Source organism: Micromonospora krabiensis (assembly GCF_900091425.1).
GTDB classification, from domain to species: Bacteria; Actinomycetota; Actinomycetes; order Mycobacteriales; family Micromonosporaceae; genus Micromonospora; species Micromonospora krabiensis.
Genome location: NZ_LT598496.1, coordinates 346,739 through 368,028, shown reverse-complemented (window position 1 = coordinate 368,028; position 21,290 = coordinate 346,739). Strand labels below are relative to the sequence as shown.

Genomic DNA, 21,290 nt, shown 5'->3' with positions numbered 1-21,290 from the left:
CAACCCCCGGCGTTCATGACCGCCCCGGCTCAGGTCGAGATCGACCCCGACGGCAAGTTCGTGCTGGTCAGCACGAAGGCAGCCAACGTGATGTTCACCTGCCGGATCGGCCACGACGGTGAGCTGTCCCGTAATCCCGTCATCAGCAACGCGGGCAACACACCGTTCGGAATCAACCTTCGACACTGACGACACACCGCTGGTGACGGAGTCCGGCAGCAACGAGGTCAGTCGGTTCGAGCTGGAGCGCGACGGCGAACTCGACCAGATCGGTCCGTCGGTGCCCAACGGGCAGCAGGCGCCGTGCTGGATCCAGCGGGGTCGGCGATTACGTCTTCGTCGCCAACGCGGGAAGCTCCACCATCAGCTCGTACAAGGTCGACAAGGACGGGAAGCTGATCCTCGTCAAGGCCGTCGCCGCCGACACCGGCGGCGGCTCGATCGACATGATCACCAGCGACGGCTTCCTCCACGTCCAGAACGCCGCCGCGCGCTACGTGCAGGGCTACGAGGTGGGCAAGGACGGCCCCCTGCACCTCGTCACCGAGGTGAGCGGCCTGCCGAAGTTCGAGAACGGCATCGGGATGGAAGGCATCGCCGCCTCCTGACGCACAGCCAGTGCTGTTCCCGTCGTCGCAGCGGCCGGGACCAGCAATCGTCCCTGCTCTCGCCCGTCAGCCGAGCCCGGCCAAGTCGCGGACCGTGTCGCGGCATCCGCCGGCACCGTTGGGCCGGCAGTGCTCTCCCTCATGTGAGGGTCGGCTCTGCTTGTCGACGGGCAGATGGGGTATGTCGCGCCATGCGATGGCGCAGTCACAGTCCGGACGCCACGCGTACCGCTCGCCCCGCCGACAGCCACGATGCCCGCGCCGAGGCGGTCATCCACCGGTGGAGATCCAAGCAGCGCACCAGAGTGCGGGATCGGCGCCGGCAACTCGGCATCTACCTCGTCGTCGCGATACAAGCGGGCCTCGCGGCCGGTCTCGCCTGGACGATCGCCGACAAGATCGCGCTCGACGCCAACCCGGTCTTCGCGCCCATCGCAGCGGTCGGGACGGTCGCTGCTGCCGCCGGGCAGCGGCTGCGACGCACGGTCGAACTCGTCGTGGGGGTGGCGCTGGGCGCGGCTGTCGCCGACGGACTCGTCGTGGTCATCGACCGCGGAGCGTGGCAGATCGCGGTGATAGCGACGGCCACGATCGTGACCGCGATCGCGGTCTTCGGACGCGGCAGCCTGATCACCCAGGCAGGCGGCACCGCCGTACTGGTGGCGAGCGTCGCTCCCGCCGGTACGCGGGTCGATGCGCCGCAGGTCTTCAACGCCGTTCTCGGTGGTGCCAGCGCCCTCGCCGTGGTGCTCCTGCTGCTACCGCTCAACCCGCTGCGTATCGTCGAGCGCGCGGTCGGTCCGGAACTGGACAACCTGTCACACCAGCTCACCGTCGTGGGCCACGCGCTGGCCCGCCGCGACAGTACGGCCGTCGGTGCTTCGCTTGAGGAATTACGGACGATGGGCGCGCAGCTCGCCCAGCTCTCCGACGCGGTGCAGGGCGGCGTCGAGGTGGTCAGGTACTCTCCGCAGCGCTTCCGCTGGCGCAGCACGCTACGGGAGTACCGCGTCGGTGCCGAACACCTCGAGCGCGCCGTGCTGGGTGCACGTGGTCTGGCGCGACGGGCGTACAGCGCGATCAGTGACCAGGAGCCGATCCCGCCGGCCCTGGGCCTCGCCGTCATCGACCTGGGTGACGCCGTGCGATTCCTGCATTCCGAGTTCGTTCGGGCACGCGAACCGTACGCTGCGCGGCACCACGCACTGCGGGCCGCCCACCAGGCGGGCCAGGCCGCGCGCGACGGCCTGGGTTTGTCCGGAGCCGTGGTGATGGCCCAGGTCCGCACGATCGCCCGGGACCTGCTGCGCGCCACCGCGGTCCCCCGCACCGATGCCAACCAGATGGTCCGGCAGGCTGCGAGCGCGACGATCGCGGAGCAGTCCGATTCAGCGCGCAGAGGGTAGGAGTCGCGGACTGCGCCTGCGGACCGGGAGACGCGGATGGACCAGGTCCGCCCCGCCCGCCCCGACCCGGGCGGCTCCCTCCAGAGCGGGAGCGCAATCCCCTCCGCTGGGGGCGAGGAGTCGTCCGCCGGCGGAGAACCATTGGTCACGACGTCGGCCTTCGAGGATCGGAGCACTCGTGACTTCCACCGACACCGGACGTGCCGGGGCTGCGGCGCCGTCCCGCTGGGCCGTCTGGGCCGCCTACGCCGTCCCGGTCTGCGTCCTGCCGTCCGCGATCTGGCGGGTGTCCCTCATATTCACCGACGAGGCCCCCACGACGTGGTACATGATCTTCCTGTCCACCCTGTCGTTGGTGCTGGCCCTGTCGACACTCGGGCTGGTGCACCGGTGGGGGGAACAGGTTCCGCGCTGGGTACCGCTGCTCGGCGGCCGACCGATCCCGCCGGGCCCCGTCGTGATCCTCGCCGCGGCCGGCGGGGCACTGCTCGTCACCATCAGCGCGTACGTCGTCCTGAACCTGACGTTCCAGGTCGTGCCGCGCGGATGGGTCGGAGTCGGCCGGGACGAACCGGCGCACCCGGCACCCGGCTGGGACGTGCTGCGGTACTACGCCCCGCTGATCGTCTGGGGTCCTCTCGTCATGGCCGTGGCCGCCGACCACCGCCGGCGTGTCACCTCGCTTCGCGCACCGGCGCGCTAGCGTCTCGGACCCGAAGGGAGGACCAATGGCGAAGCGTGCCATCCGCGCGGCGCGGATGTTCGACGGCGAGCGGCTGTGGGACGGCGGGGTGCTGGTCCTGCTGGACGACACGCGCATCGCCGACGTGCACCGGGGCCGGGTCGAGGTGCCGGCGGGCTGGCCGGTGCACGAGGAGCCGGACGCCACCGTGCTGCCCGGCCTGGTCGACGCGCACGTGCACCTGTGCGCCGATGCCGGGCTCGACGCGCTCGGCCGTCTCGCCGAGCGTCCCGAGCCGGATCTCGACGCGGTCATCGAGGCGTCACTGCGCTCGCACCTGACGGCCGGCGTCACGACGGTGCGGGACCTGGGCGACCGGCGCGACGCCGTGCTCCGGTGGCGGGACCGGAAGGCGCGCGACGACCTCCCCACGGTGGTCGGGTCCGGCGCGCCGATCACCAGCGTCGGCGGGCACTGCTGGTCGATGGGCGGCGAGGCGCACGGCGTCGACGGGATGCGCGAGGCCGTGCGGCTGCGGGCGGAGGCCGGCGCCGACCTGGTGAAGGTCATGGCCAGCGGCGGGGTGTTCACCCCCGGCACCGACACCACCCGGCCTCAGTTCACCGACCAGGAGTTCGTCGCCGCAGTGACCCGGGCTCACGACGCGGGCGTGCCGGTGACCGCGCACGCCCACGCGCTCAGTGCGGTCGAGCAGGCGCTGCGCGTCGGTGTCGACGGCATCGAACACGGCACGTGCGTGACCGCGAGCGGCGCCCACGTCCCCGACGACCTCGCGGAGCGCCTGGCCAGGTCCGGAGTGGCGGTCTGCGCCACCCTCGGCACCGACCCGGCCGTGGTCACGCCACCGGAGGTGGTGGCGATGGCGGCGCGGCTCGGGCTCAGCGAGGCCACCCTGCGCGAGGGCCTCACCATCCTGCACCGGGCCGGGGTCCGCCTGGTGGCCGGCTCGGACGCGGGCCTCGGTCCGGCGAAGCCGCACGGGATCCTGCCAGAGACGCTCGTCGAGTACGTCGCGTCCGGCCTCCCCGCCACCGCCGCCCTCACCGCGGCCACCTCGGTCGGCGCGCAGGTGTGTGGCCTCGGGCGGCGCAAGGGCCGCGTCCGCCCCGGATTCGACGGCGACCTCCTGGTCGTCACGGGCGACCCGACGAGCGACATCACCGTGCTGCGCCGCCCGCTCGCCGTGTACAGCGCCGGCACTCCGGTCAGTGGCTGAGACCGGCCTGTGTCAGGCCCGGGTGAGCAGTCCGGCGCCGGCCGTCCTCCAGCACGGCGATGCTTCCCGGCGTCGACCACGATGTCGCGGTCATTGCCGCGTAACCACCAGACGTTCGCCGACAGCAACTCGTTGACGTGTGGTTCCGAGATCCCGATGACGTCGCCACCCAGGTCGGCCCGCGCATACCAGTCGACCATGTCCATCGACCCACCTCGACGATCCCTCGCGTTGCACCGGAATTGCCCCGCCAACCCGATACAACCCGGACCGTCCACGGTCCGCACTCCCCCGGCAGCGGGAGCGCGTCCCCCTCTGCCGGGAAGACGGCCCCGCGTATCGCCACAGAGCATTGCCTCATGAGCGTCAAGGCAGAACCTTCGGCCCGGTATCCCCGATCGGCTGCCGTCTCCAGAGTCCGGCCGTGGGCGGTGGCCTGCGTCGTGTTCGTCGTCGCCGAGGTGACCGTGCGGGCGTACTGGATCGCGGGTGGCCGGTGGGGGTACACCGCCTGCGACCGCACCGATCTGGTCGACCCGACGGGCGGATGCGGCGCGAACCGGGTCGAGACCTTGCCGTTCTGGGCGGGGTGGGGCGCCGTGGGAGTCGCCGCCGCCCTCGCGGTGCTGGTCCTGTACACGGTCCGGTTCCCCTGCCGCCACGTCGTCGCCGGCAGCTGGGTGGCGGCCGTCCTGCTCCTGGTCCTCGCGTTCCCGCTGCACCTGCTCTTCGAGATCCCTGCGGCGTTGGCGGGACGTCCCTCGGACTGGCGCGACCTCGGCACACGGCTGGCACTGGCGGCCGGCGGTCTGCTGTTCGCCGGTCTCGCCAACGCCTGCGCCCCGCAGCGCGTAGTACGGGCGGCCGACTACCGGACGGTCCCGCGGTGGACCCGCCGCTGGGCGTACACGGCGGTCGCCCTCCCCGTGGTCGGTTGGGCCGTGCCGCACGGGCTGTGGGCGCTCGGCGTGGCATTCGGCATTCCGCAGCGGCAACTGGACGACATCCACCGCAACCTCTCCACCTGGACCGGCGCGGCGGTCACCCTCGTCCCGCCGCTCGCCGGCCTGCTCGTCCTCGGGCTGGCACAACGCTGGGGGCAGCAGATACCCCGCTGGGTGCCGGGGCTACGGGGCCGCCCGGTCCCCCGGCTCCTGGCGGTCGTCCCCGCCGGGGTGGTGGCACTCACGCTGGCCACCTACGGCGTCCTGAGCATCGCGGTGCTCGTGCGGCAGGTGCTCACCGGCGACACGCACTGGTCGGAGGTGCGGGAAGGGTGGGCGGTGACCGCCACCCTGCTGGTGTTCGTCGGCTGGGGCGTGGCGCTGGGTGTCACCACCGCCGGCTACGCCATCACCACCCGCCCTCGTCAGGAGCAGGCGACAAACGCAGAACTCTCGCGCGGATGAGCACCTGCGCCCGCGTTCGAGCGACGCGATGCGCGGCCCACGTTCCTTGGGCGCGCCGTGCTCGACAACTCAGCCCTGTGGCACCTCCGCCACAGATGGGAACGCGGAGCGCGGCCGTTGGCCCGCCCACCACAGCCCGACCGCGAGCGCCGCCCTCGCCTCCAGGTACGCTGCCCGCGCCAGCCCGTCGCACGGCGCAGGAGTGCATCCGATCGAGCTGATGAGGCGCTCCGTCAGTGCGGCTGCCTCGGCCTGGTCGGCGCAGTAGGGAACGGCCAGCGGTACGCTGAAGCGCTGCATCGCCCGAGACGCCTACCAGCTGCTCACGAACTCCCCATAGTCCAGTCGCGGACGAGGGCGGCGAAATCTACCGGCCGTTCCATCGACGGCAGGTGCGCGACGTCATCCCAATTCACCCGCCGGACACGGGGCGCACCGGCGCACACGCGGCGTGCGGCGTCGTGGGTGGTGTCCAGGTCGTGCCCGCCTACGAGCACCAGCACCGGCAGGTCCAGATCGCCCAGCCGTTCCAGGGCGGGCGGCTCCAGCTCCGCCTCGTCGACGTCGCCCCACGATTCCGCGATCGCGAACGCGTTGCGCTGCATCAGCCGGACAGCGGACACCACCGACGGCTCGACCTCGGAAACGCTGCGGCCGGGGCCCGCGACCCAGGTGGTCACGTTGGCCTCGACCGCAGCATCGAGGTCGCCACTGGTCAGGGCCGCCTTCTCGGCGTCGAAGAAGCGGCGCAGATCGGGCGTCAGCTCGGCCAGGAGGCTGCCACCGGGCGGGCACAACAACAGCGACTGCACCAGCTCGGGCCGGGTCAGGGCGACCTCCGTGGCTACGCCAGAACCGAACGAGGCGCCGACCAGGTGGCACCGCGTGACGCCCAAATGCTCTAGCGTTGAGAGGACGTCGGCGACGTGGTCCAGCCTCCCGTCCGGCTGGGTCGTCGACTCGCCGAAGCCGCGCAGGTCGACACGGACGAGCGTGCGGTCGGCGGCCAGGTCGGCCCAGATCGGGTCCCACATGCGCCGGTCGGCGATGCCCGCGTGGATGAAGACGACGGGCAGGCCGCCCTCCTGCGGCGCGCTGCGGTCGTACGCGATGCCGGACGGGGTGTACGACGTGGCAGTCATTGGTCTCCTGGTCTCTTCGAGGCGTCGAACCAGCGATTCAACCGTGGCCGCCAGCCGATGCCAACTGTGGTGCACCGGCGGAGACGTGGGTCACTCGCGGCCCGGGGCAGGCCTGACGGCGGATGCGCTGCCATCAACCCACTACGTCGCATGCCGCACTGCCGAGGGCAAGACAAGAACCAAGATCCCGCAGTGCCTCAAAACGCCACATCGCTCGCACTCCCCGTCCGGACGACCCGGACGGCTTTGGGCACTTCGGCGACGAGCGTCGACGTCAAGAGGAGCGTCGACTTGACCACGTGTGCGTCGGGCGCGGCGGTTGCCAGCAGCTGGTGATCCCTACCGACCGGCGCCGTCGAACAGGGAGATCAGCCGATCCGCGGCCGGCCCCGAGGAGGCCGGGTTCTGGCCGGTGACCAACTGCCCGTCGGTCACCACGAACGGCTCGAAGTTGCCCACCTTGTCGAACTCGGCGCCTTTCGCGAGCAACTCGTCCTCGACGAGGAACGGCACAACCTTCGTCAGGCCCATGAACTCCTCCTCGCCGTTGGTGAAGCCGGTGACCCGCCGACCGGCGACCAGCGGCTTCCCGTCCGACGTCACCACATGCCGCAGCGCCCCCGGCGCGTGGCAGACCAGCGCGATCGGCTTGCCCGCCGCGACCGTCCGCTCGATCAGCTTGATCGAGTTCTCGTCCTCAGCGAGGTCCCACACCGGGCCGTGGCCACCCGGATAGAACACCGTGTCGAAGTCGTCGACGGACACCCTGTCCAGCCGCAGCGTCTCGCCCAGCTGGGCCTTTGCCTGCGCGTCGGCCTCGAACCGGCGCGTCTGATCGGTCTGGAAGTCCGGCTCATTGCTCTTCGGATCCAGCGGTGGGCGCCCACCCTTGGGCGAGGCGAGCGTCACGTCCCAGCCGGCGTCGCGGAACCGGTAGTAGGGAGCGGCGAACTCCTCGAGCCAGAAGCCGGTCTTGCGTCCGGTGTCTCCCAGCTGGTCGTGCGAGGTCAGCACCATCAGTACCTTGGTCATGTTCCCTCCCGATATCACCAGTCCCGCCCCGTACGCGCATTGGATCACGGCTCGGACGACGGCGTGGCGGGATGGCTGAAGCCCCCGGAGGCCGGCGGGTCGCGGTGCGGCGGGTCACATGTTCGGGCCGGCCCGAGGCAGGGCTTGACCCTGACGCAGCGTCAACCCTCCATGCTGCCGGGCATGAGCATTCCACCGGCAACCGATCGGACCGATCAGACCGCGATTCACGTACGAGGACTGGAGAAGTCGTTCAAGGAGGTGAAGGTGCTGCGCGGCGTCGACGTCGACGTGGCGCGGGGCAGCATCTTCGCCCTTCTCGGCTCGAACGGGGCGGGCAAGACCACCCTGGTGAAGATCTTGTCCACGCTGCTCAAGGCGGACGCCGGCCGTGTGGAGGTCAACGGCTTCGACGTCGCGACGCGGGCCGCGGACGTCCGTGAGTCGATCAGCCTCACCGGCCAGTTCGCGGCCGTCGACGAGATCCTCACCGGCCGCGAGAACCTCACCATGGTTGCCCGTCTGCGGCATCTCAAGGACGCCGGCACGATCGCGGACCAGCTGTTGCAGCGTTTCTCGCTGACGGCGGCGGGTTCCCGCCGGGTGGCGACCTACTCCGGGGGCATGCGCCGTCGGCTGGACATCGCGATGAGCCTGATCGGGAACCCGCCGATCATCTTCCTCGACGAGCCGACCACCGGGCTGGACCCGGAGGCCCGCCTGGAGGTCTGGTCGGCGGTCAGGGAACTCGCCACGGGCGGCACGACCGTGCTGCTCACGACGCAGTACCTCGACGAGGCGGAGCAGCTCGCGGAGCGGATCGCGATCCTGCACGAGGGCCGGATCATCGTGAACGGCACCCTCGACGAACTTAAGCGGCTCCTGCCCCCGGCCAAGATCGAGTACGTCGAGAAGCAGCCCACGCTCGAGGACGTCTTCCTCAGCCTCGTCGGCACGGCCTCGAACGGAGAGAAGCGATGAACAAGCACTTTCTCGGCGACACCGCAGTCCTGCTGGGTCGTTCGCTGCGCCACATCGCGCGCAGCCCCGACACCATCATCACCACGGTGATCACGCCGATCGCCATGCTGTTGCTGTTCGTCTACGTCCTGGGCGGGGCGATCCAGACCGGCAGCGGCTCGTACGTGAACTACCTGCTACCCGGCATCCTGATCATCACGATCGCCTCGGGGATCTCCTACACCGCGTACCGCCTCTTCCAGGACCTGCAGGGCGGCATCTTCGAACGGTTCCAGTCCATGCCGATCGCCCGGTCCGCCGTACTGTGGGCGCACGTCCTGACCTCGCTGGTCGCCAACCTGATCTCTCTCGTCGTGGTCGTCCTGGTCGCCCTGGCGATGGGCTTCCGCTCCGGCGCGGGCGTGCTGGACTGGCTCGCGGTCGCCGGCATCCTGATCCTGTTCACCCTCGCGCTCACGTGGCTCGCGGTCATCCCCGGCCTCACCGCCAAATCCGTGGACGGCGCGAGCGCGTTCGCCTACCCCCTGATCTTCCTGCCGTTCATCAGCTCGGCATTCGTGCCCACCGCGTCGATGCCCGGCCCGGTCCGCGCCTTCGCCGAGAACCAGCCGGTGACCTCCATCGTCAACAGCCTGCGAGCACTGTTCACCGACCAGCCGGTCGGCACCGGCATCTGGACCGCCCTCGCCTGGTGCGTCGGCCTGCTCGTGGCGGCCTTCACCTTCGCCGGCATCACCTATCGTCGCCGGACCAGCTGAGCCAGGATCGACGCATGCTGACGATCGGGCAGTTGGCCGCGTACGCCGGTGTCACCGTGCGGGCGGTGCGGCACTACCACCAGATCGGGCTGCTGCCCGAACCGGAACGCGACGCCTCCGGCTACCGCACGTACGGCGCACCGGCCGTGGTGTCGCTCATCAAGATCCGCACCCTCGCCGACGCCGGCGTCCCGCTGACGCAGATCGCCCGGATCCTCGAAGCCGACGAGGCAACCCTCGCCGAAGCGGTCGATCAGATCGACAAACGCCTGCGTGACGAGATCGAACGACTGCAGACCAGCCGCAAGCGAATCCGACAGCTCAGCGCCGGGGACAGCCTCGTGCTCCCACCGGAGGTCGTCGCCTATCTCAACCGGCTCCGGCAGATCGGCACATCCGAGCGAATGATGGCGGGCGAGCGGGACGGGTGGATCCTCATCGCGGCACGCTGGCCCGACCAGGTCCTGCAATGGATCCCGAGCAAGCTCGCGCAGCTCGAGGACCCGCGAGTCGTCCGGCTCTATCGGGTGCTGTCGCAGCTCATGGAGGCCGAGGGGATCGACGACCGGCTGGCGAACGAGGCCGCCGACATCATGGTTGAGCTCGCCGAGCAGGCGGAAGCCGCCGGCGAGCTCGACTTCGGCGGGGAAGGCCACGACGAGATGTCCTTCGCCCTGCTGGACGACCTGGCCGACGCGGCCGACAAACGGGCCGAGCGTCTACGAGACCTGATGCGCGAACGCGGCTGGGACGGCTGGACCCGGATGCAGCGGCTGGACAAGCCACCACGCTGAGCGGTATCGGGTTGGCATACGGCCGTTCATCCCCGCAGTGGATGGCATCAGAGGTCGAGGCCGGACTCGAACCGGCGTGGTTGCCTGACCACTCGGTCACACGACCACCTTGAAGCGCCCACGGAGGGAATCGAACCCCCGACAACCCAACTCCGGAAGCTGGTGCTCTGTCCGCTGAGCTACGTGGGCCTGCGTGAGAGCGGAGAGATTCGACTCCCGACCCTCGCTTTGTAAGCGACGCTCTCACGCTGAGCTACCCGGGCTTTGCTCCGGTGGCTGGACTCGAACCAGCGCCTGACGGATTAACAATCCCCTGCCCTACCGACTGGGCGACACCGGATTGGTCACGCGTGCGGGACTCGAACCCGCTTCATCGCCGTGAAAGGGCGAGGGCCTACCCATGACCGAACGCGCGGTGCGTGCCCCGAATTGGTGTCGAACCAGTGACCTTCCGCTTGTCGAGCGGATGCTCTCCCGCTGAGCTACCGGGGCGGGAGCGGGACCGGGATTCGAACCCGGGGACCTCTGGGTCATGAGCCCAGCGCGCTTCCATGACTGCGCCATCCCGCACGTACGTCGCCAGGGGCTCGAACCCTGCACCCGCCGGTTAAGAGCCGGCTGCTCTCCCTCTGAGGTAGCGACGCGGGGCGGTGAGGGAGGGATTCGAACCCCCAAGGCCTTTCGACCCAAACCGTTTTCGGGACGGCGCCCGGCACCTATCGGGTGGCCTCACCATGAGTCGGGCTGGCCGGATTTGAACCGACGACTTCTCGCTCCCGAAGCGAGCGCGCTACCAAGCTGCGCTACAGCCCGTTGGTCAGGGCGGCTGGTGTCAAGCCAGCTCCTCCGGTCACACCAGACCGGTGCGCTCCCCCGTGCGCTACGCCCTTTTGTCGGGATGGCCGGGCTCGAACCGACGACCTCTTCGCCCCCAGCGAAGCGCGCTCCCACCTGCGCCACATCCCGATAGACGAAGGGCGGTCCGGATGCCCAGCCGCATCTTCGCCTCTCTGCGTGCCCCCGGCGCGATTCGAACGCGCGACCCCTGGATCCGTAATCCAATGCTCTGTCCGCTGAGCTACGGAGGCGTGGTGTCGTCGGCTGGAGTCGAACCAGGCATCTCCTCGCTATGGCCACGACGACATGGCGGAAGGTGAGGGACTCGAACCCCCGACGGTGTGACCCGCTACGGGTTAGCAACCCGCTGCCTTACCAACTCGGCCAACCTTCCATGCGCGCTGACGACGGGACTCGAACCCGCGAACCGCCCGGCTGACAACCGGGTGCTCTGGCCGCTGAGCTACGCCAGCATGGTCCCGGTCCTCGGCCGGGAAGTGGAGACGAGGGGAGTCGAACCCCTGACCTCTGCAATGCGAAAGCAGCGCGCTACCACCTGCGCCACGCCCCCATGGCTCGGCCAGCCGGAGTCGACCCAGTTCTCCCCGGTGCTCCCGGGGCGGCGGGTCCACTCCACCTTCGGCCTTGCGTGCGCTCGGGGGGAGTCGAACCCTGACGCCTTTCGGCACACGGGTCTGGGCCGTGCGTGTCTACCTGAGTTCCACCACGAGCGCGTGGTGCCGACGACGGGATTCGAGCCCGTGGCCTCTCCGTTATGAGCGGAGCGCTCTGACCACCTGAGCTACGTCGGCATGGAAGGTTCTTCCCAGCCCCCCGGCCCACAAGGGGCTCGGCGGGATGTGTGGGGCGGGCGGCCGGGTTCGAACCGGCGCGTTCGCGCTTACAAGGCGCGTGCTCTGCCAACTGAACTACGCCGGCGTGAGTGCCCTCGACAGGATTCGAACCTGCACGATGACCAGGACCTCGACCTGGCGCCTCCACCAAGGTTGGGCCACGAGGGCATGTTCGCGGCAGGTCACCTGTCGGCTCGCGGTGGCGATCGGCCACCCTGCGCCGACCCGCTTGCGTGTCCTGCCGTGGCTCCCGGGCCAGGATTCGAACCCAGCTCTCCGCATCCAGAGTGCGGCGTCTTACCGACTAGACGACCCGGGAAGGGTGCCGGCGGTCCGCGGTCCCGCCAGTCATGATCAGGCACCGGCGGCCTAATGATCTTGTGCGAGGAGGGCCCGGTCGTCAGCTCGGCCCGAGGCCGCACCCACCTGATCGAGCATCTTCGAAACCGAGTCCCCCGCTGCGCACAACGCGATAACTTCGCGTTGTGGGCATCACCGGGGGGATTGCATGCGTCCTTCTGATCGCCGTCATCGTGGCCGTCATCGTGTTGTGGGTGACACGGACCGGGTTCGGCCCGAAGAAGTCACCGCCGCCACCGTCGGACGTTCTGGAGCCGCCGGAGAACCCCCACGACCGCCGCTGACGCGGCGACGCTCGACCGCGACGTGGCCATCGTGGCTTGTCCGCCCGCGACGGCCGCTGCCCGGTCGCAGTCCTCGAAACCACTCCACCATCCGCCCGGAGCTGGCGACCGAGGCGTCGACCCCTGCTCTCGGTCTGGACGACCGACGTGTCCGCCGAATTCACCGCGACCACATGGCATGCGTACGTAGGCCGTACGGGGCTCGAACCCGCAATCTCCTGGCTGAGAACCAGGTGAGCTGCCAGCTTGCTCCAACGGCCCATGGACCGGCGGGCATCGTGGTCGAATACCACGAACCGGCCACCGCGCCCTCCCCTCGTGTACGGAGATCTCCCGTTCGCTACCAGGAGGGCATCGGTACGTGGAGAAGAGGGGACTCGAACCCCTGACCTTCGGCGTGCCACGCCGACGCTCTACCAGCTGAGCTACGTCCCCTTGGTCCGGGACCGGGGTGTCGAACCCCGTGTCTCCTGCTCCCGAAGCAGGCGGGTTGCCGTCTCCCTCGTCCCGGAGGGTGTTGCCCCCGGCCGGCCCGTGCAGGCGCCGGCCGGGGTAATGCTGATGCCATCCACTGTGGAGTTGAGAATCAACAACGTCGCCGGCCGAAGCCGGGACGAAAAGCAGGGGCGACAGGACTCGAACCTGCGACCTTCGGTTTTGGAGACCGGTGCTCTACCAGTTGAGCTACGCCCCTATGAAGTTGTCCGGTTACAGAAAAGCCGCCCTGCCCCTGTCGGGGTGGGCGGCTTTCGCAGCTTGCGCTGGCGCTATTCGCGCCGCCACCCTGGCTTCCAGTTCTGCTCGCTTGCCCAGCGGTCGTGGGCTCGCCCGATCGAGGGCAGCAGCACGACACCGCCGCGCGGCATGAACCGCGTAGTATCGGTGGAGGCGTACTGCGACACGGGGAACTCCTCGGGTTACTCCGGTTGACCTTGCTCATTCAAGGTAGGCGCTACGCAATCCAGATGGCAACGAATATTCGAGGTCCCCTCGGAATCGACGTCGACAAAGGGGTCAAGGTCGACGACGGTCGTGCTCGTCGCGCAGGTCGTCCGCCGCCCCGGTCGTCCGCACGATGCCTGGCAGGGTGAAAACAGAAGTGGCGGCCACAGGAGCAGGCGAACAGACCGTCCCGGACCTGCTGTAGGTCCAGACACCGTCGCCATACCACCTGCTGCCCGTCAATCGATCGACGCACGTAGTCGGTCTATAACCCTGAGCAACTCGTCCCGATTGCCCGCGGCCTTGACCCAGCTCGGCAGCCGCGCCACCAGCGTCATACCACCCGGCTCCGGGCCCCGCTCGCGTAGTCGAGCGCCGACGTAGGCCTGCAGGAGGTCAAGGTGGGTGCGGTTGAACGCCCAGAGCGTCTGCCCGCCGCAGCACTGGGCCCTCAGCCAGAGGGGCAGGCGGAAGAACGGATCGACCGGACCGCCCCAGTGTGATCCCTCAGATTCCCTCGGGGACCAGGACGCCGAGTACGCACAGGACGTGCAGGTGAGCCGCCGGGGCCATGCGGGAGCCGGACCACTCTTGGTTGGTCGTGGAGCATTGATCGCCCGGTGTCCACAGCGCGGGCAGACGACGTCGATGTCCTCGGCTGCCAGTTCGTACAAGCTGACCAACGGGTCGCGGAAGCGACCCGGTCCGTCGCCGTGCCGTTCGTCCACGACGCACACCCTGCCGCACATCGCCTGGCCGGCGACACCCCATTTTACTCTAGTGCTAGAGTAAAATCGTGGAGTTGACTCCCGCCGAGCTGACCGTGTTGGGCCTGGTCGTCGAACAGCCCCAGCACGGTTACGACTTGGAGCGGGCGATCGAGCAGCGCGGCATCCGGCAGTGGACCGACATCGGCTTCTCCTCGATCTACTACCTGCTCACCAAGCTGGAGCAGCGTGGCCTGGTCGTTGTCGGGGAGGCTCCGCCCGCCGCGAAGTCCCGCCGCGTCTTCCACGCCACCGCCGAGGGCCGCCGGGTTGCGGCGCGTAACGCGCTGGCTTTCATCGCCGAGGCGCGGCCAACCCCACTTCCCGTGCTGGTCGGCGTTGCCAACCTGTCCCTGCTGACGGCGCAGCAGTACGAGCAGGCGCTGCGCACCCGGCTCGTGCAGCTCGAGACCCGGATCGCCGCAGTCCAGGCGGCGCAGCAGGCGCGTACCTCCGCCCCGCTGGCGGCGCGTGAGGTGTTCTCCTACTCCCTGAACCAGATGGAGGCAGAGCGGCAGTGGCTCACCACCCGAGTCCAGGTGCCCCGTGACCAGGAGAGTTGACGGCAAGGTCGACTTCAAGAAGACCCTCGACGCCTACCGAGCGCACCGAGGCCGGTTCCGGATGGTCGACGTACCCGACCTGCAGTACCTCATGATCGACGGCCACGGCGACCCCAACACCTCGCCCGCCTTCACCGAGGCGGTCGAGGCGCTCTACCCGGTGGCGTACAAGCTGAAGTTCGCCAGCAAGCGAGACCTCGGGCGCGACTACGTCGTCCCGCCACTGGAAGGTCTGTGGTGGGCCGAGGACATGGCGTCCTTCACCACGGCACGGGACAAGTCACGGTGGGACTGGACTCTGATGCTCATGGTCCCCGACTGGATCGACCAGGCCTTGTTCACCGCCGCCGTCGGGCAAGCCGGCGCCACGCACCGACCGGCGCGTCTTGACGACATCCGTCTTCAGGCGCTGTCCGAGGGGCGGTGCGTGCAGACGCTGCACGTCGGCTCCTTCGACGACGAGGCCGACGTGCTCGCGCACCTGCATCATGAGTTCATCCCTGGCCACGGCCTTCGCCTGGCCGGCACTCACCACGAGATCTACCTCAGCGACTTCCGCAAGGTCGCACCCGACAAGCAGCGCACCATCCTCAGGCAGCCGATCACCACCCACACCGAGGTGTGAGCCGGAACTGTGGCCGACACCCAGTGGCGGTCGGGTATTGCGCTCGTCAACATGATCGGCATCCGCCGACAGCGCCATGCCTCGGTGGGGCTCAACCCGGGGCCCGGATCACCGCACGCGGGTCAGCTCATGCATCGTGGCGAACTGGGTGTCCGGGCGTGCTGGCGGCAGCTGCAGAAGGGGCGTCGGCGTCCCGGTCACGCTGCTGGCTGCCCAGCCATCCTACTCAGGCAGGCGTATCGGCGAAGCCGTCGGTCATGGCGAGTTGGTCCCGCCGCGCGGTGCCGGCGTGCCAGTTCCGCCGGTTTGCTTGCATGTGAAGGTCCCGTCATTGCGCCCTTGCGGCCGAAGCCGACCGCGCGTTCCGGGACCACGACTGCCCTCGGAGCCCGCAAATCGAACACGGAGGCTCCGCATTCCGAACACGGTCCGCTCCGCAGATCGAACGCGGCACCCCTCGCAGATCGGAACCGTGCCAGTTATTATGACCCCGTGCCCATACCGCATCTGATCCCCCGCCGCGCCGCCGCGCAGGTCGACGCCGCCCTGGCTGACACCCGTGCCGTTCTGATCAGCGGAGCACGGCAGGCCGGCAAAAGCACCCTGGTGCGCATCGTCGCCGGCGATCGTCTCGCCGAGCGTCGTGATCTCGACCGGGCACAGGACCGGGCGGCGGCGATCGCTGACCCGGTCGGGTTTGTGGAATCCACCGAACTTCTGGTGATCGACGAGATCCAGCGCGTTCCGGAGTTACTGCTGGCCATCAAGGCAGCTGTCGACGAGGAACCCCGTCCCGGCCGGTATCTACTTACCGGATCGTCTCGGCTGTTCGGTATGGTCGCTGCCCCGGACGCGTTGCCCGGCCGGATGGAGACCGTCGAGCTCTGGCCGTTTTCCCAGGGCGAACTGGACGGGCAGCCGGACGGATTCGTCGATGCCATCTTCGCACTCGGCCCCGAGCTGCGACACGAGTCGGACGTCACCCGCGCCGACTACGCGGCCAGGATCGTGCGCGGCGGCCTGCCCGAGGCCACGACTCGCAGCGACCCGCGCCGCCGCCACCGCTTCCTCGACGCCTACGTCCAAGCGCTCATCGACCGCGATGTCCGGCAGCTGTCCGACATTCAGCACAAGGGCGAGCTACGCAAGCTGGTACGGCTGCTCGCGGCTCGATCCGCGACCGTCATCGCCGCCAACGCCCTCGAATCTTCACTCGGACTGAGCCGGCCGACGATCGCCCGCTACCTACAGGCCCTGGAAGAAATCTTCCTTATCAAGCGGATCCCCGGCTGGTCACGCAACCTTGGCACCCGCGCCACTGCCGCGCCTAAAATGATCTTCGTCGACTCGGGCATCGCCGCCAATGAGATCGCGACCGACGCCCGGGCACTGCTTCGGCCGGGCGCACCGTTCGGTCCGCTACTCGAATCATTCGCCCTGTCCGAGCTGTCCCGCCAGCTCACCTGGTCCGAGCAGTCCGCTGACCTGTCCCACTATCGGGACCAGAGCAGATACGAAGTCGACGCGGTGCTCGAGAACAGATCCGGACATGTCGTTGGGATCGAAGTCAAAGCAGCCACGACCGTCGGACCGGACGACTTCCGCGGATTACGCCGACTCGCCGATCGCCTCGGCGACGACTTCATCGCCGGTATCGTCCTCTACACCGGACGCTCCACGCTGCCGTTCGGCGACAAACTCCGCGCCCTGCCGGTCAGCGCCTTGTGGCAGATCTCCGCTCCGCCAGCAGGATCTCCGTCTTGAGAGGTCCGCGCGGCTGCCGGACACCATCTCGCGCTGCTGGCCGGTGTTCTTCAGGTTGATCGAACCCTCGCTGCGCTCGGACACGATCCTGACGAGCGCGGTTGTCATGATGTCGCCTCGATCCTTCGATTGAAGCTCGACCTGACGCCAATAGCCACTGAGCAACACCGCAGGCATGCCCGGGAGAGCCCGCACGGCGACTCCCGGGCGGGCATCGAGGTCACCCGCTGCGTAACGCAGGTAGGCCGCGCGCTGTCAGCGACGAGGCGGTGCGGCACAGGAGGGTTTGTACGGCCGCGAGGAGATGTGCGTTGCCCATTCCTGTCGGGTCAGGTTGCGGTCGGCGGCGGCGCAGATCTGGGCTTTGGCGGCGTGGAGGTCGAACGACCAGCTGATGATCCGGCCGTCCTCGGCTCCGGAGATGAGGTTCCCGGTCGGGGTGAAGGCGAGTCCGCGGATTCTTGCGCGGTGGCCGGTAAGGGTGGCGACGTGCTGGCGGGTCCTGGTGTCCCAGACGTGGATGGTGTGGTCGTCGCCGGCGGAGGCGAGACGCCGTCCGTCTCGGCTGACGGCGAGGACCTGGACGGGCGCGGTATGGCCACTCAGTACGGCTGTTTCCCGGCCGGTCACGGCGTCCCACAGCTTGATGGTGCGGCTGTCGCCGGCGGTGGCCAGCCAGCTGCCGTCGGGGCTGACGACGATGTCCTGCACCGCGCTCTGCTGGGTGTTGACCCGGTTGATCAGCTTTCCCGTGGTGATGTCCCACGTGTTGACATAGCCGCCCACGCTCGCGCCCAGGAGTCGGCGCCCGTCCGGGGTGAAGGCCAACGACGTGACGATGCGGGCCGGGAATCTGTCTGTTATCTCGGACGGCTTGTTCATGTCCGTGACGTCCCACAGGTCAGGGCCGAGGGTGGCGGTTGCGAGGATGCGACCACCGGGATCGAAGTCAATGTCCGTCGAGGCGCCGACCCCTGTGGTGAGGAAGGGCCGGGTCACCTTCGTTCGACTCCGCACATCCCAGATGGTGACGATGTTGTTTCGGGTGACCGCGGCGAGGAGGCGTCCGTTCGGGCTGAACGCCACGGCTTGCACCTCGTCCGGGTGCCCGTTCAGCGCGGTCAGGGTTTTCCCGTGTGCGTCCCACAGCCGCACGGTTCTGTCGCTGCCCGCGGAGGCGATGAGGAGACCGTCCGGGCTGACCTTGACGTCCTTCACCTGTGCCGTGAATCCGGCGAACGGGGCGTTGCCGATGTCGTGCAGCACGATGGTTCCGTTGAACCCGGCGGAGGCAAGCATGGCCGCGTCCTGGCTCAGCGCGACGGAGGCTGTCTCGCTGCGGCCCCGGTCCTGGTAGGTCTGCAGGGGCTCGCGGCGCCGCAGGTCCCAGATGGTGATCGCCCCGTTCTCGTCGGCCACGGCGAGTTTGTTGCCGACCGGGGCGGAGATCGACCACGCGTATCGGCCCGACAGGGGCAGGGGCGGCAGTGGGGCCGGCTGGTCGTCGCCGAGGTCCCACAGGTACACCCCTCGGTCGTGCGCCAGCCCGGCGAGGACACGGTCCGAGTGTCCGAAGGCGACCGAGAAGATGTGTTCGGTGGGCAGGTGGGCGATCGGCCTGCGTCGTGCCACGTCCCAGACGGTCGGGTGCTCGCTCCCGTTGGCGGAGACGAGGAGCTTGCCGTCGTGGCTGAAGGTCAGGGACGCGACCGGCACGTGGTGACCGCGCAGCAACGTGCGGGTCCCGGACCGCAGATCGTGCAGGGCGATGTCGCCGGGCTTGGAAGCGGCGGCGTCGTCCGCGCCGCTCGTGAGGCCGAGGGCGACCATTGTTCCGTCAGCGCTGAAGGCGGTGCCGGAGGCGAGGTTGTTCTCCGACAACCGGGTGACCTGCTGACGTGTGCGGATGTCCCAGACGATGACGGAGCCGTTGGTCCCATCGACTCCGACGGAGACGAGCAGCCGTCCGTCGCTGACGAAGGCCAGGTTCGCGACCCGCCCGGTGTGTCCGGACAGGGTGGCGACGCGCGTGCCGCGCGCCGGGTCCCACAATCCGATCACGCCGTCCGCGGCGGCGGAGGCGAGCAGGGAATGGTCAGGGTTGAACGCGACGGCGTAGATGGACGGCCCGCCGACGTTGAGTGCGGTGTGGCGGGGTGCCGCCGCCGCGCTCAACACGCTCCCCCGGGTCTCGGTGCTGGAGTGCAGGTGATCCGCTTCGACGGCCAGCAGGCCCGCCAGCTCCGCGTCGGTGGCGAGCAGAGACCGGGCCTGTAGCGACAGCTCGCTGGAGAGCGCGACCACCTGCTGCCGGCGCGCGTCCTGGCGTTGCCGCACCGCCACGGCGCCGCCCAAGAGTGCGAGTACCAGCAGGACGGAGACGCCTGCGACGAGGCGTTTGAGGAGACGAGCATGGCGCCGGGCACTGTTCTGTTCGGCGTCGGCGAGAGCGTTGCTGGCGTGCAGGAAGTCGCGCTCGTGCTGGTTCAGCTCGTCGTGACGGTCATCGGCGAACGCACGCGCGGCGACCAACTGGGCGCCCCGGTAGAGGGCTCCGGGATCGCGGTGCAATGACGTCCAGGTGTGAGCGGCGTCGGTGAGCCGCCGGTGGGTGAGCAGGCTCGCGCGGTCGTCGCTGAGCCATCGGTGGAGCCGTGGCCACGCACTGATCAACGCTTCATGGGCCACGGACACGGTGCCGTCGCCCAGGACCACCAGCCGGGCCTCGGCCAACTGATCCAGCACCCTGATGGTGACAGCCGAGTCGGCGATGCCCTCGAGTTCCGCTCGCGCGACGGGCCGGCGGGTGTCCTCCGTGCCATCACCCAGAGCCGTGAGCCGCAGGAAGATCCGCCGTGCGGCTCGCTTCTCCGCTGTCCCGAACTCGGCGTAGACCCGCTCGGCAGTCTGCGCGACCGCTGCCCGTACGCCCCCGCTCGCGTGATAGGCCGACAGGGTGAGGGTCGGCCCGCTTCGTCGCTGCCACGTCTCCAGCAGAGCATGCGACACCATGGGCAGCGCGCCGGGCTCGTCGGCGGCGTCAGCGAGCACCGTGGTCAGCAGGTCGGGGTCCACCCCCATCCCGACCTGGGCGGCGGGCCGGGTGACAATCTCCCGCAGCTCCGCGGTGGACACCGGACCCACCAGAAGGTGCCCTTCATCGCCCAGTGCGTCGGCCAGCCCCGGATACTTGATCAGGTGGGCGAGGAAATCGGCGCGCACGCCGAGTATCACCGTGGTCCGACGGTCCGAGCCCTGGGTGGCGTCCAGCAGCGCTTCGACGAACCTGCGGCGCTCGTCTCTGTCGGCGCAGAGCGTGAAGATCTCCTCGAACTGGTCCACCACCAACAGCGCCCGGGTGTCGGGGTGACTGGCCGCCAAGGCGCTACGGATGGTGATGTCCAGGCCGGCTGGATCCTCAGTCAGCGCCTCGCGCACCTGCTCGACGTCCTGACCGGACAACTTCGCGAGCCCGGCAGACAATGCCTCGATCGGGTGCTCGGTCGGCGTCATCAGGATGGTCCGCCACCGCTGGGTCGCCCGCTGATCCGCGGCGATGGTGCCCAGCAGCCCGGCCCGTAGCAACGATGACTTCCCGCTACCGGATGCCCCGATGAGGCAGCTCAACGGCAGCCGTTCGACCCGGTCCCGTAGCCGGTCAACCAACTCGGAGCGGCCGAAGAACCACTGCGCCTGTTCCGGCTGAAACGACGTCAGTCCCTGATAGGGGCAGCGCTCCTCGGCGTGAAGTGGCGCCGGCGAAGCAGCCATCGCCTTCGCGGTGGCTGACCATCGTGCCCGCCACTCGCCGGCATCGCCGCCACACGCTTCGGCATACGCCAACGTCACCTCCAAGGACGGCAACCGCTCACCCTTTGCCGCCTCTGCCAAGGTGCTCGCCGAGTAGTGCGCCCGCCGCGCCAGGACCCGATAACTCGGGCTGCCGGCCTGCTCCCGCAACTGGCGCAGTTGCCACGCCAGCCGGTGGACCGGGCCCGCCTTCGGGTCCAGGGGCGTTTCCCGACGGCCCAACACCGACCTCCAAGTCCTGCCGCCAGGCAGACTCCCCGGCCGCGTACCCGTGGCGAGCTTCGTACCGTCGGGCGCGTCCGCTTCCATCGATTGATCGAGAGCAGTATCGACGATCCGGCATGCTCGGTGCGAAGCGGGGGCGCACCGCTCCCGAGGTCAGTCGTTGGTCGCTCCGCGCGGCCCACGGCCACACCTGCGACCAGCGCAGACGCC

General features: G+C 69.3%; 15 protein-coding genes and 23 tRNA genes. 12 read left to right on the top strand and 26 right to left on the bottom strand.

Going from position 1 to position 21,290, the window contains the following annotated elements:
* Nucleotides 1-15 precede the first annotated feature (15 nt).
* The 6 genes from GA0070620_RS32565 (at nt 16) to GA0070620_RS01630 (ending at nt 5,342) form a co-directional block, all read left to right on the top strand.
* Complete coding sequence (locus tag GA0070620_RS32565; protein WP_157741501.1) at nt 16-189, top strand: beta-propeller fold lactonase family protein; 174 nt, start codon at nt 16-18, stop codon at nt 187-189.
* Between the two features lie 257 nt (nt 190-446).
* Nucleotides 447-608 carry a hypothetical protein gene (locus GA0070620_RS32560; RefSeq protein WP_157741500.1) on the top strand — a complete coding sequence of 54 codons (162 nt, stop codon included), beginning with the start codon at nt 447-449 and terminating at the stop codon, nt 606-608.
* 305 nt (nt 609-913) lie between these two features.
* Nucleotides 914-2,014 carry an FUSC family protein gene (locus tag GA0070620_RS01645; RefSeq protein ID WP_091587839.1) on the top strand — a complete coding sequence of 367 codons (1,101 nt, stop codon included), beginning with the start codon at nt 914-916 and terminating at the stop codon, nt 2,012-2,014.
* A gap of 178 nt (nt 2,015-2,192) precedes the next feature.
* Nucleotides 2,193-2,717: a hypothetical protein gene (locus GA0070620_RS01640; protein ID WP_091587837.1), complete on the top strand. Its 525-nt coding sequence runs from the start codon at nt 2,193-2,195 to the stop codon at nt 2,715-2,717.
* A 25-nt stretch (nt 2,718-2,742) separates the two neighbouring features.
* Complete coding sequence (locus GA0070620_RS01635; RefSeq protein WP_091587835.1) at nt 2,743-3,933, top strand: amidohydrolase family protein; 1,191 nt, start codon at nt 2,743-2,745, stop codon at nt 3,931-3,933.
* Nucleotides 3,934-4,376: 443 nt separating this feature from the next.
* Nucleotides 4,377-5,342: a hypothetical protein gene (locus GA0070620_RS01630; protein WP_157741499.1), complete on the top strand. Its 966-nt coding sequence runs from the start codon at nt 4,377-4,379 to the stop codon at nt 5,340-5,342.
* Between the two features lie 323 nt (nt 5,343-5,665).
* Here the strand turns inward: GA0070620_RS01630 and GA0070620_RS01620 are convergent, their stop codons facing one another.
* Together GA0070620_RS01620 and GA0070620_RS01615 are read right to left on the bottom strand one after the other, a co-directional pair.
* Nucleotides 5,666-6,559 carry an alpha/beta fold hydrolase gene (locus GA0070620_RS01620; protein WP_157741498.1) on the bottom strand — a complete coding sequence of 298 codons (894 nt, stop codon included), beginning with the start codon at nt 6,557-6,559 and terminating at the stop codon, nt 5,666-5,668.
* 264 nt (nt 6,560-6,823) lie between these two features.
* Nucleotides 6,824-7,516 (bottom strand): type 1 glutamine amidotransferase domain-containing protein, encoded by a 693-nt coding sequence (locus GA0070620_RS01615; protein WP_091587825.1) that lies wholly within the window; start codon nt 7,514-7,516, stop codon nt 6,824-6,826.
* A gap of 183 nt (nt 7,517-7,699) precedes the next feature.
* Here GA0070620_RS01615 and GA0070620_RS01610 point away from each other — a divergent pair, with 183 nt between their 5' ends.
* The 3 genes from GA0070620_RS01610 to GA0070620_RS01600 are packed head-to-tail and all read left to right on the top strand — an operon-like array spanning nt 7,700 to nt 10,049.
* On the top strand, nt 7,700-8,497 hold the full coding sequence (locus GA0070620_RS01610) for an ABC transporter ATP-binding protein (protein ID WP_231922141.1): 798 nt from the start codon (nt 7,700-7,702) through the stop codon (nt 8,495-8,497).
* Complete coding sequence (locus GA0070620_RS01605) at nt 8,494-9,255, top strand: ABC transporter permease (protein ID WP_091587820.1); 762 nt, start codon at nt 8,494-8,496, stop codon at nt 9,253-9,255. The genes GA0070620_RS01610 and GA0070620_RS01605 overlap by 4 nt, the downstream gene beginning before the upstream one ends.
* A 14-nt stretch (nt 9,256-9,269) precedes the next feature.
* A complete protein-coding gene (locus tag GA0070620_RS01600; RefSeq protein WP_091587818.1) occupies nt 9,270-10,049 on the top strand; it encodes a MerR family transcriptional regulator in 780 nt (259 codons plus the stop codon).
* Between the two features lie 115 nt (nt 10,050-10,164).
* On the opposite strand, the gene GA0070620_RS01595 is transcribed toward GA0070620_RS01600, so the two are convergent.
* The 23 genes from GA0070620_RS01595 to GA0070620_RS01500 all read right to left on the bottom strand — a co-directional run bounded on the left by GA0070620_RS01595 (nt 10,165) and on the right by GA0070620_RS01500 (nt 13,078).
* Nucleotides 10,165-10,238 (bottom strand) — tRNA-Arg (locus GA0070620_RS01595).
* Between the two features lie 78 nt (nt 10,239-10,316).
* Nucleotides 10,317-10,389, bottom strand: a tRNA-Asn gene (locus GA0070620_RS01590).
* 1 nt (nt 10,390) lies between these two features.
* Nucleotides 10,391-10,464 (bottom strand) — tRNA-Glu (locus GA0070620_RS01585).
* A gap of 5 nt (nt 10,465-10,469) precedes the next feature.
* Nucleotides 10,470-10,541, bottom strand: a tRNA-Val gene (locus tag GA0070620_RS01580).
* Between the two features lie 2 nt (nt 10,542-10,543).
* A tRNA-Met gene (locus GA0070620_RS01575) sits at nt 10,544-10,619 on the bottom strand.
* A 2-nt stretch (nt 10,620-10,621) separates the two neighbouring features.
* Nucleotides 10,622-10,693: transfer RNA gene (locus tag GA0070620_RS01570), tRNA-Lys, on the bottom strand.
* Between the two features lie 4 nt (nt 10,694-10,697).
* Nucleotides 10,698-10,783: transfer RNA gene (locus GA0070620_RS32555), tRNA-Ser, on the bottom strand.
* 5 nt (nt 10,784-10,788) lie between these two features.
* A tRNA-Pro gene (locus tag GA0070620_RS01565) sits at nt 10,789-10,862 on the bottom strand.
* A 1-nt stretch (nt 10,863) separates the two neighbouring features.
* A tRNA-Thr gene (locus GA0070620_RS32550) sits at nt 10,864-10,939 on the bottom strand.
* Between the two features lie 3 nt (nt 10,940-10,942).
* Nucleotides 10,943-11,015: transfer RNA gene (locus tag GA0070620_RS01560), tRNA-Pro, on the bottom strand.
* 49 nt (nt 11,016-11,064) lie between these two features.
* A tRNA-Arg gene (locus tag GA0070620_RS01555) sits at nt 11,065-11,137 on the bottom strand.
* A gap of 56 nt (nt 11,138-11,193) precedes the next feature.
* Nucleotides 11,194-11,280, bottom strand: a tRNA-Ser gene (locus tag GA0070620_RS01550).
* A gap of 5 nt (nt 11,281-11,285) precedes the next feature.
* A tRNA-Asp gene (locus GA0070620_RS01545) sits at nt 11,286-11,359 on the bottom strand.
* Between the two features lie 25 nt (nt 11,360-11,384).
* Nucleotides 11,385-11,457, bottom strand: a tRNA-Ala gene (locus tag GA0070620_RS01540).
* Between the two features lie 79 nt (nt 11,458-11,536).
* Nucleotides 11,537-11,620: transfer RNA gene (locus tag GA0070620_RS01535), tRNA-Leu, on the bottom strand.
* A 1-nt stretch (nt 11,621) separates the two neighbouring features.
* A tRNA-Met gene (locus GA0070620_RS01530) sits at nt 11,622-11,698 on the bottom strand.
* A gap of 51 nt (nt 11,699-11,749) precedes the next feature.
* Nucleotides 11,750-11,825 (bottom strand) — tRNA-Thr (locus GA0070620_RS01525).
* Between the two features lie 5 nt (nt 11,826-11,830).
* Nucleotides 11,831-11,908: transfer RNA gene (locus GA0070620_RS01520), tRNA-Leu, on the bottom strand.
* Between the two features lie 76 nt (nt 11,909-11,984).
* Nucleotides 11,985-12,059 (bottom strand) — tRNA-Gln (locus GA0070620_RS01515).
* Nucleotides 12,060-12,571: 512 nt separating this feature from the next.
* A tRNA-Glu gene (locus GA0070620_RS01510) sits at nt 12,572-12,645 on the bottom strand.
* Between the two features lie 101 nt (nt 12,646-12,746).
* Nucleotides 12,747-12,819: transfer RNA gene (locus tag GA0070620_RS01505), tRNA-Ala, on the bottom strand.
* A gap of 1 nt (nt 12,820) precedes the next feature.
* Nucleotides 12,821-12,895: transfer RNA gene (locus tag GA0070620_RS32545), tRNA-Pro, on the bottom strand.
* Between the two features lie 110 nt (nt 12,896-13,005).
* Nucleotides 13,006-13,078 (bottom strand) — tRNA-Trp (locus GA0070620_RS01500).
* Between the two features lie 1,044 nt (nt 13,079-14,122).
* On the opposite strand from GA0070620_RS01500, the gene GA0070620_RS01490 reads away from it, so the two are divergent.
* The 3 genes from GA0070620_RS01490 (at nt 14,123) to GA0070620_RS01480 (ending at nt 17,045) form a co-directional block, all read left to right on the top strand.
* Entirely contained in the window at nt 14,123-14,656 is a 534-nt protein-coding gene (locus GA0070620_RS01490; RefSeq protein ID WP_091587813.1) for a PadR family transcriptional regulator, read from the top strand.
* A complete protein-coding gene (locus GA0070620_RS01485; protein ID WP_231922140.1) occupies nt 14,640-15,281 on the top strand; it encodes a GyrI-like domain-containing protein in 642 nt (213 codons plus the stop codon). Before GA0070620_RS01490 ends, GA0070620_RS01485 begins: the two co-directional genes overlap by 17 nt.
* A gap of 498 nt (nt 15,282-15,779) precedes the next feature.
* Complete coding sequence (locus GA0070620_RS01480) at nt 15,780-17,045, top strand: ATP-binding protein (protein ID WP_091597774.1); 1,266 nt, start codon at nt 15,780-15,782, stop codon at nt 17,043-17,045.
* A 255-nt stretch (nt 17,046-17,300) separates the two neighbouring features.
* Here GA0070620_RS01480 and GA0070620_RS01475 read toward each other — a convergent pair whose 3' ends face one another.
* On the bottom strand, nt 17,301-21,077 hold the full coding sequence (locus tag GA0070620_RS01475; RefSeq protein WP_172836360.1) for an nSTAND1 domain-containing NTPase: 3,777 nt from the start codon (nt 21,075-21,077) through the stop codon (nt 17,301-17,303).
* Between the last annotated feature and the right edge of the window lie 213 nt (nt 21,078-21,290).

What these genes read in the sequence shown, in the direction of transcription:
- GA0070620_RS32565 (WP_157741501.1), top strand. Translation starts at nt 16, where the DNA reads ATGACCGCCCCGGCTCAGGTCGAGATCGACCCCGACGGCAAGTTCGTG.
- GA0070620_RS32560 (WP_157741500.1), top strand. Translation starts at nt 447, where the DNA reads ATGATCACCAGCGACGGCTTCCTCCACGTCCAGAACGCCGCCGCGCGC.
- GA0070620_RS01635 (WP_091587835.1), top strand. Translation starts at nt 2,743, where the DNA reads ATGGCGAAGCGTGCCATCCGCGCGGCGCGGATGTTCGACGGCGAGCGG.
- GA0070620_RS01615 (WP_091587825.1), bottom strand. Translation starts at nt 7,516, where the DNA reads ATGACCAAGGTACTGATGGTGCTGACCTCGCACGACCAGCTGGGAGAC.
- GA0070620_RS01610 (WP_231922141.1), top strand. Translation starts at nt 7,700, where the DNA reads ATGAGCATTCCACCGGCAACCGATCGGACCGATCAGACCGCGATTCAC.
- GA0070620_RS01605 (WP_091587820.1), top strand. Translation starts at nt 8,494, where the DNA reads ATGAACAAGCACTTTCTCGGCGACACCGCAGTCCTGCTGGGTCGTTCG.
- GA0070620_RS01600 (WP_091587818.1), top strand. Translation starts at nt 9,270, where the DNA reads ATGCTGACGATCGGGCAGTTGGCCGCGTACGCCGGTGTCACCGTGCGG.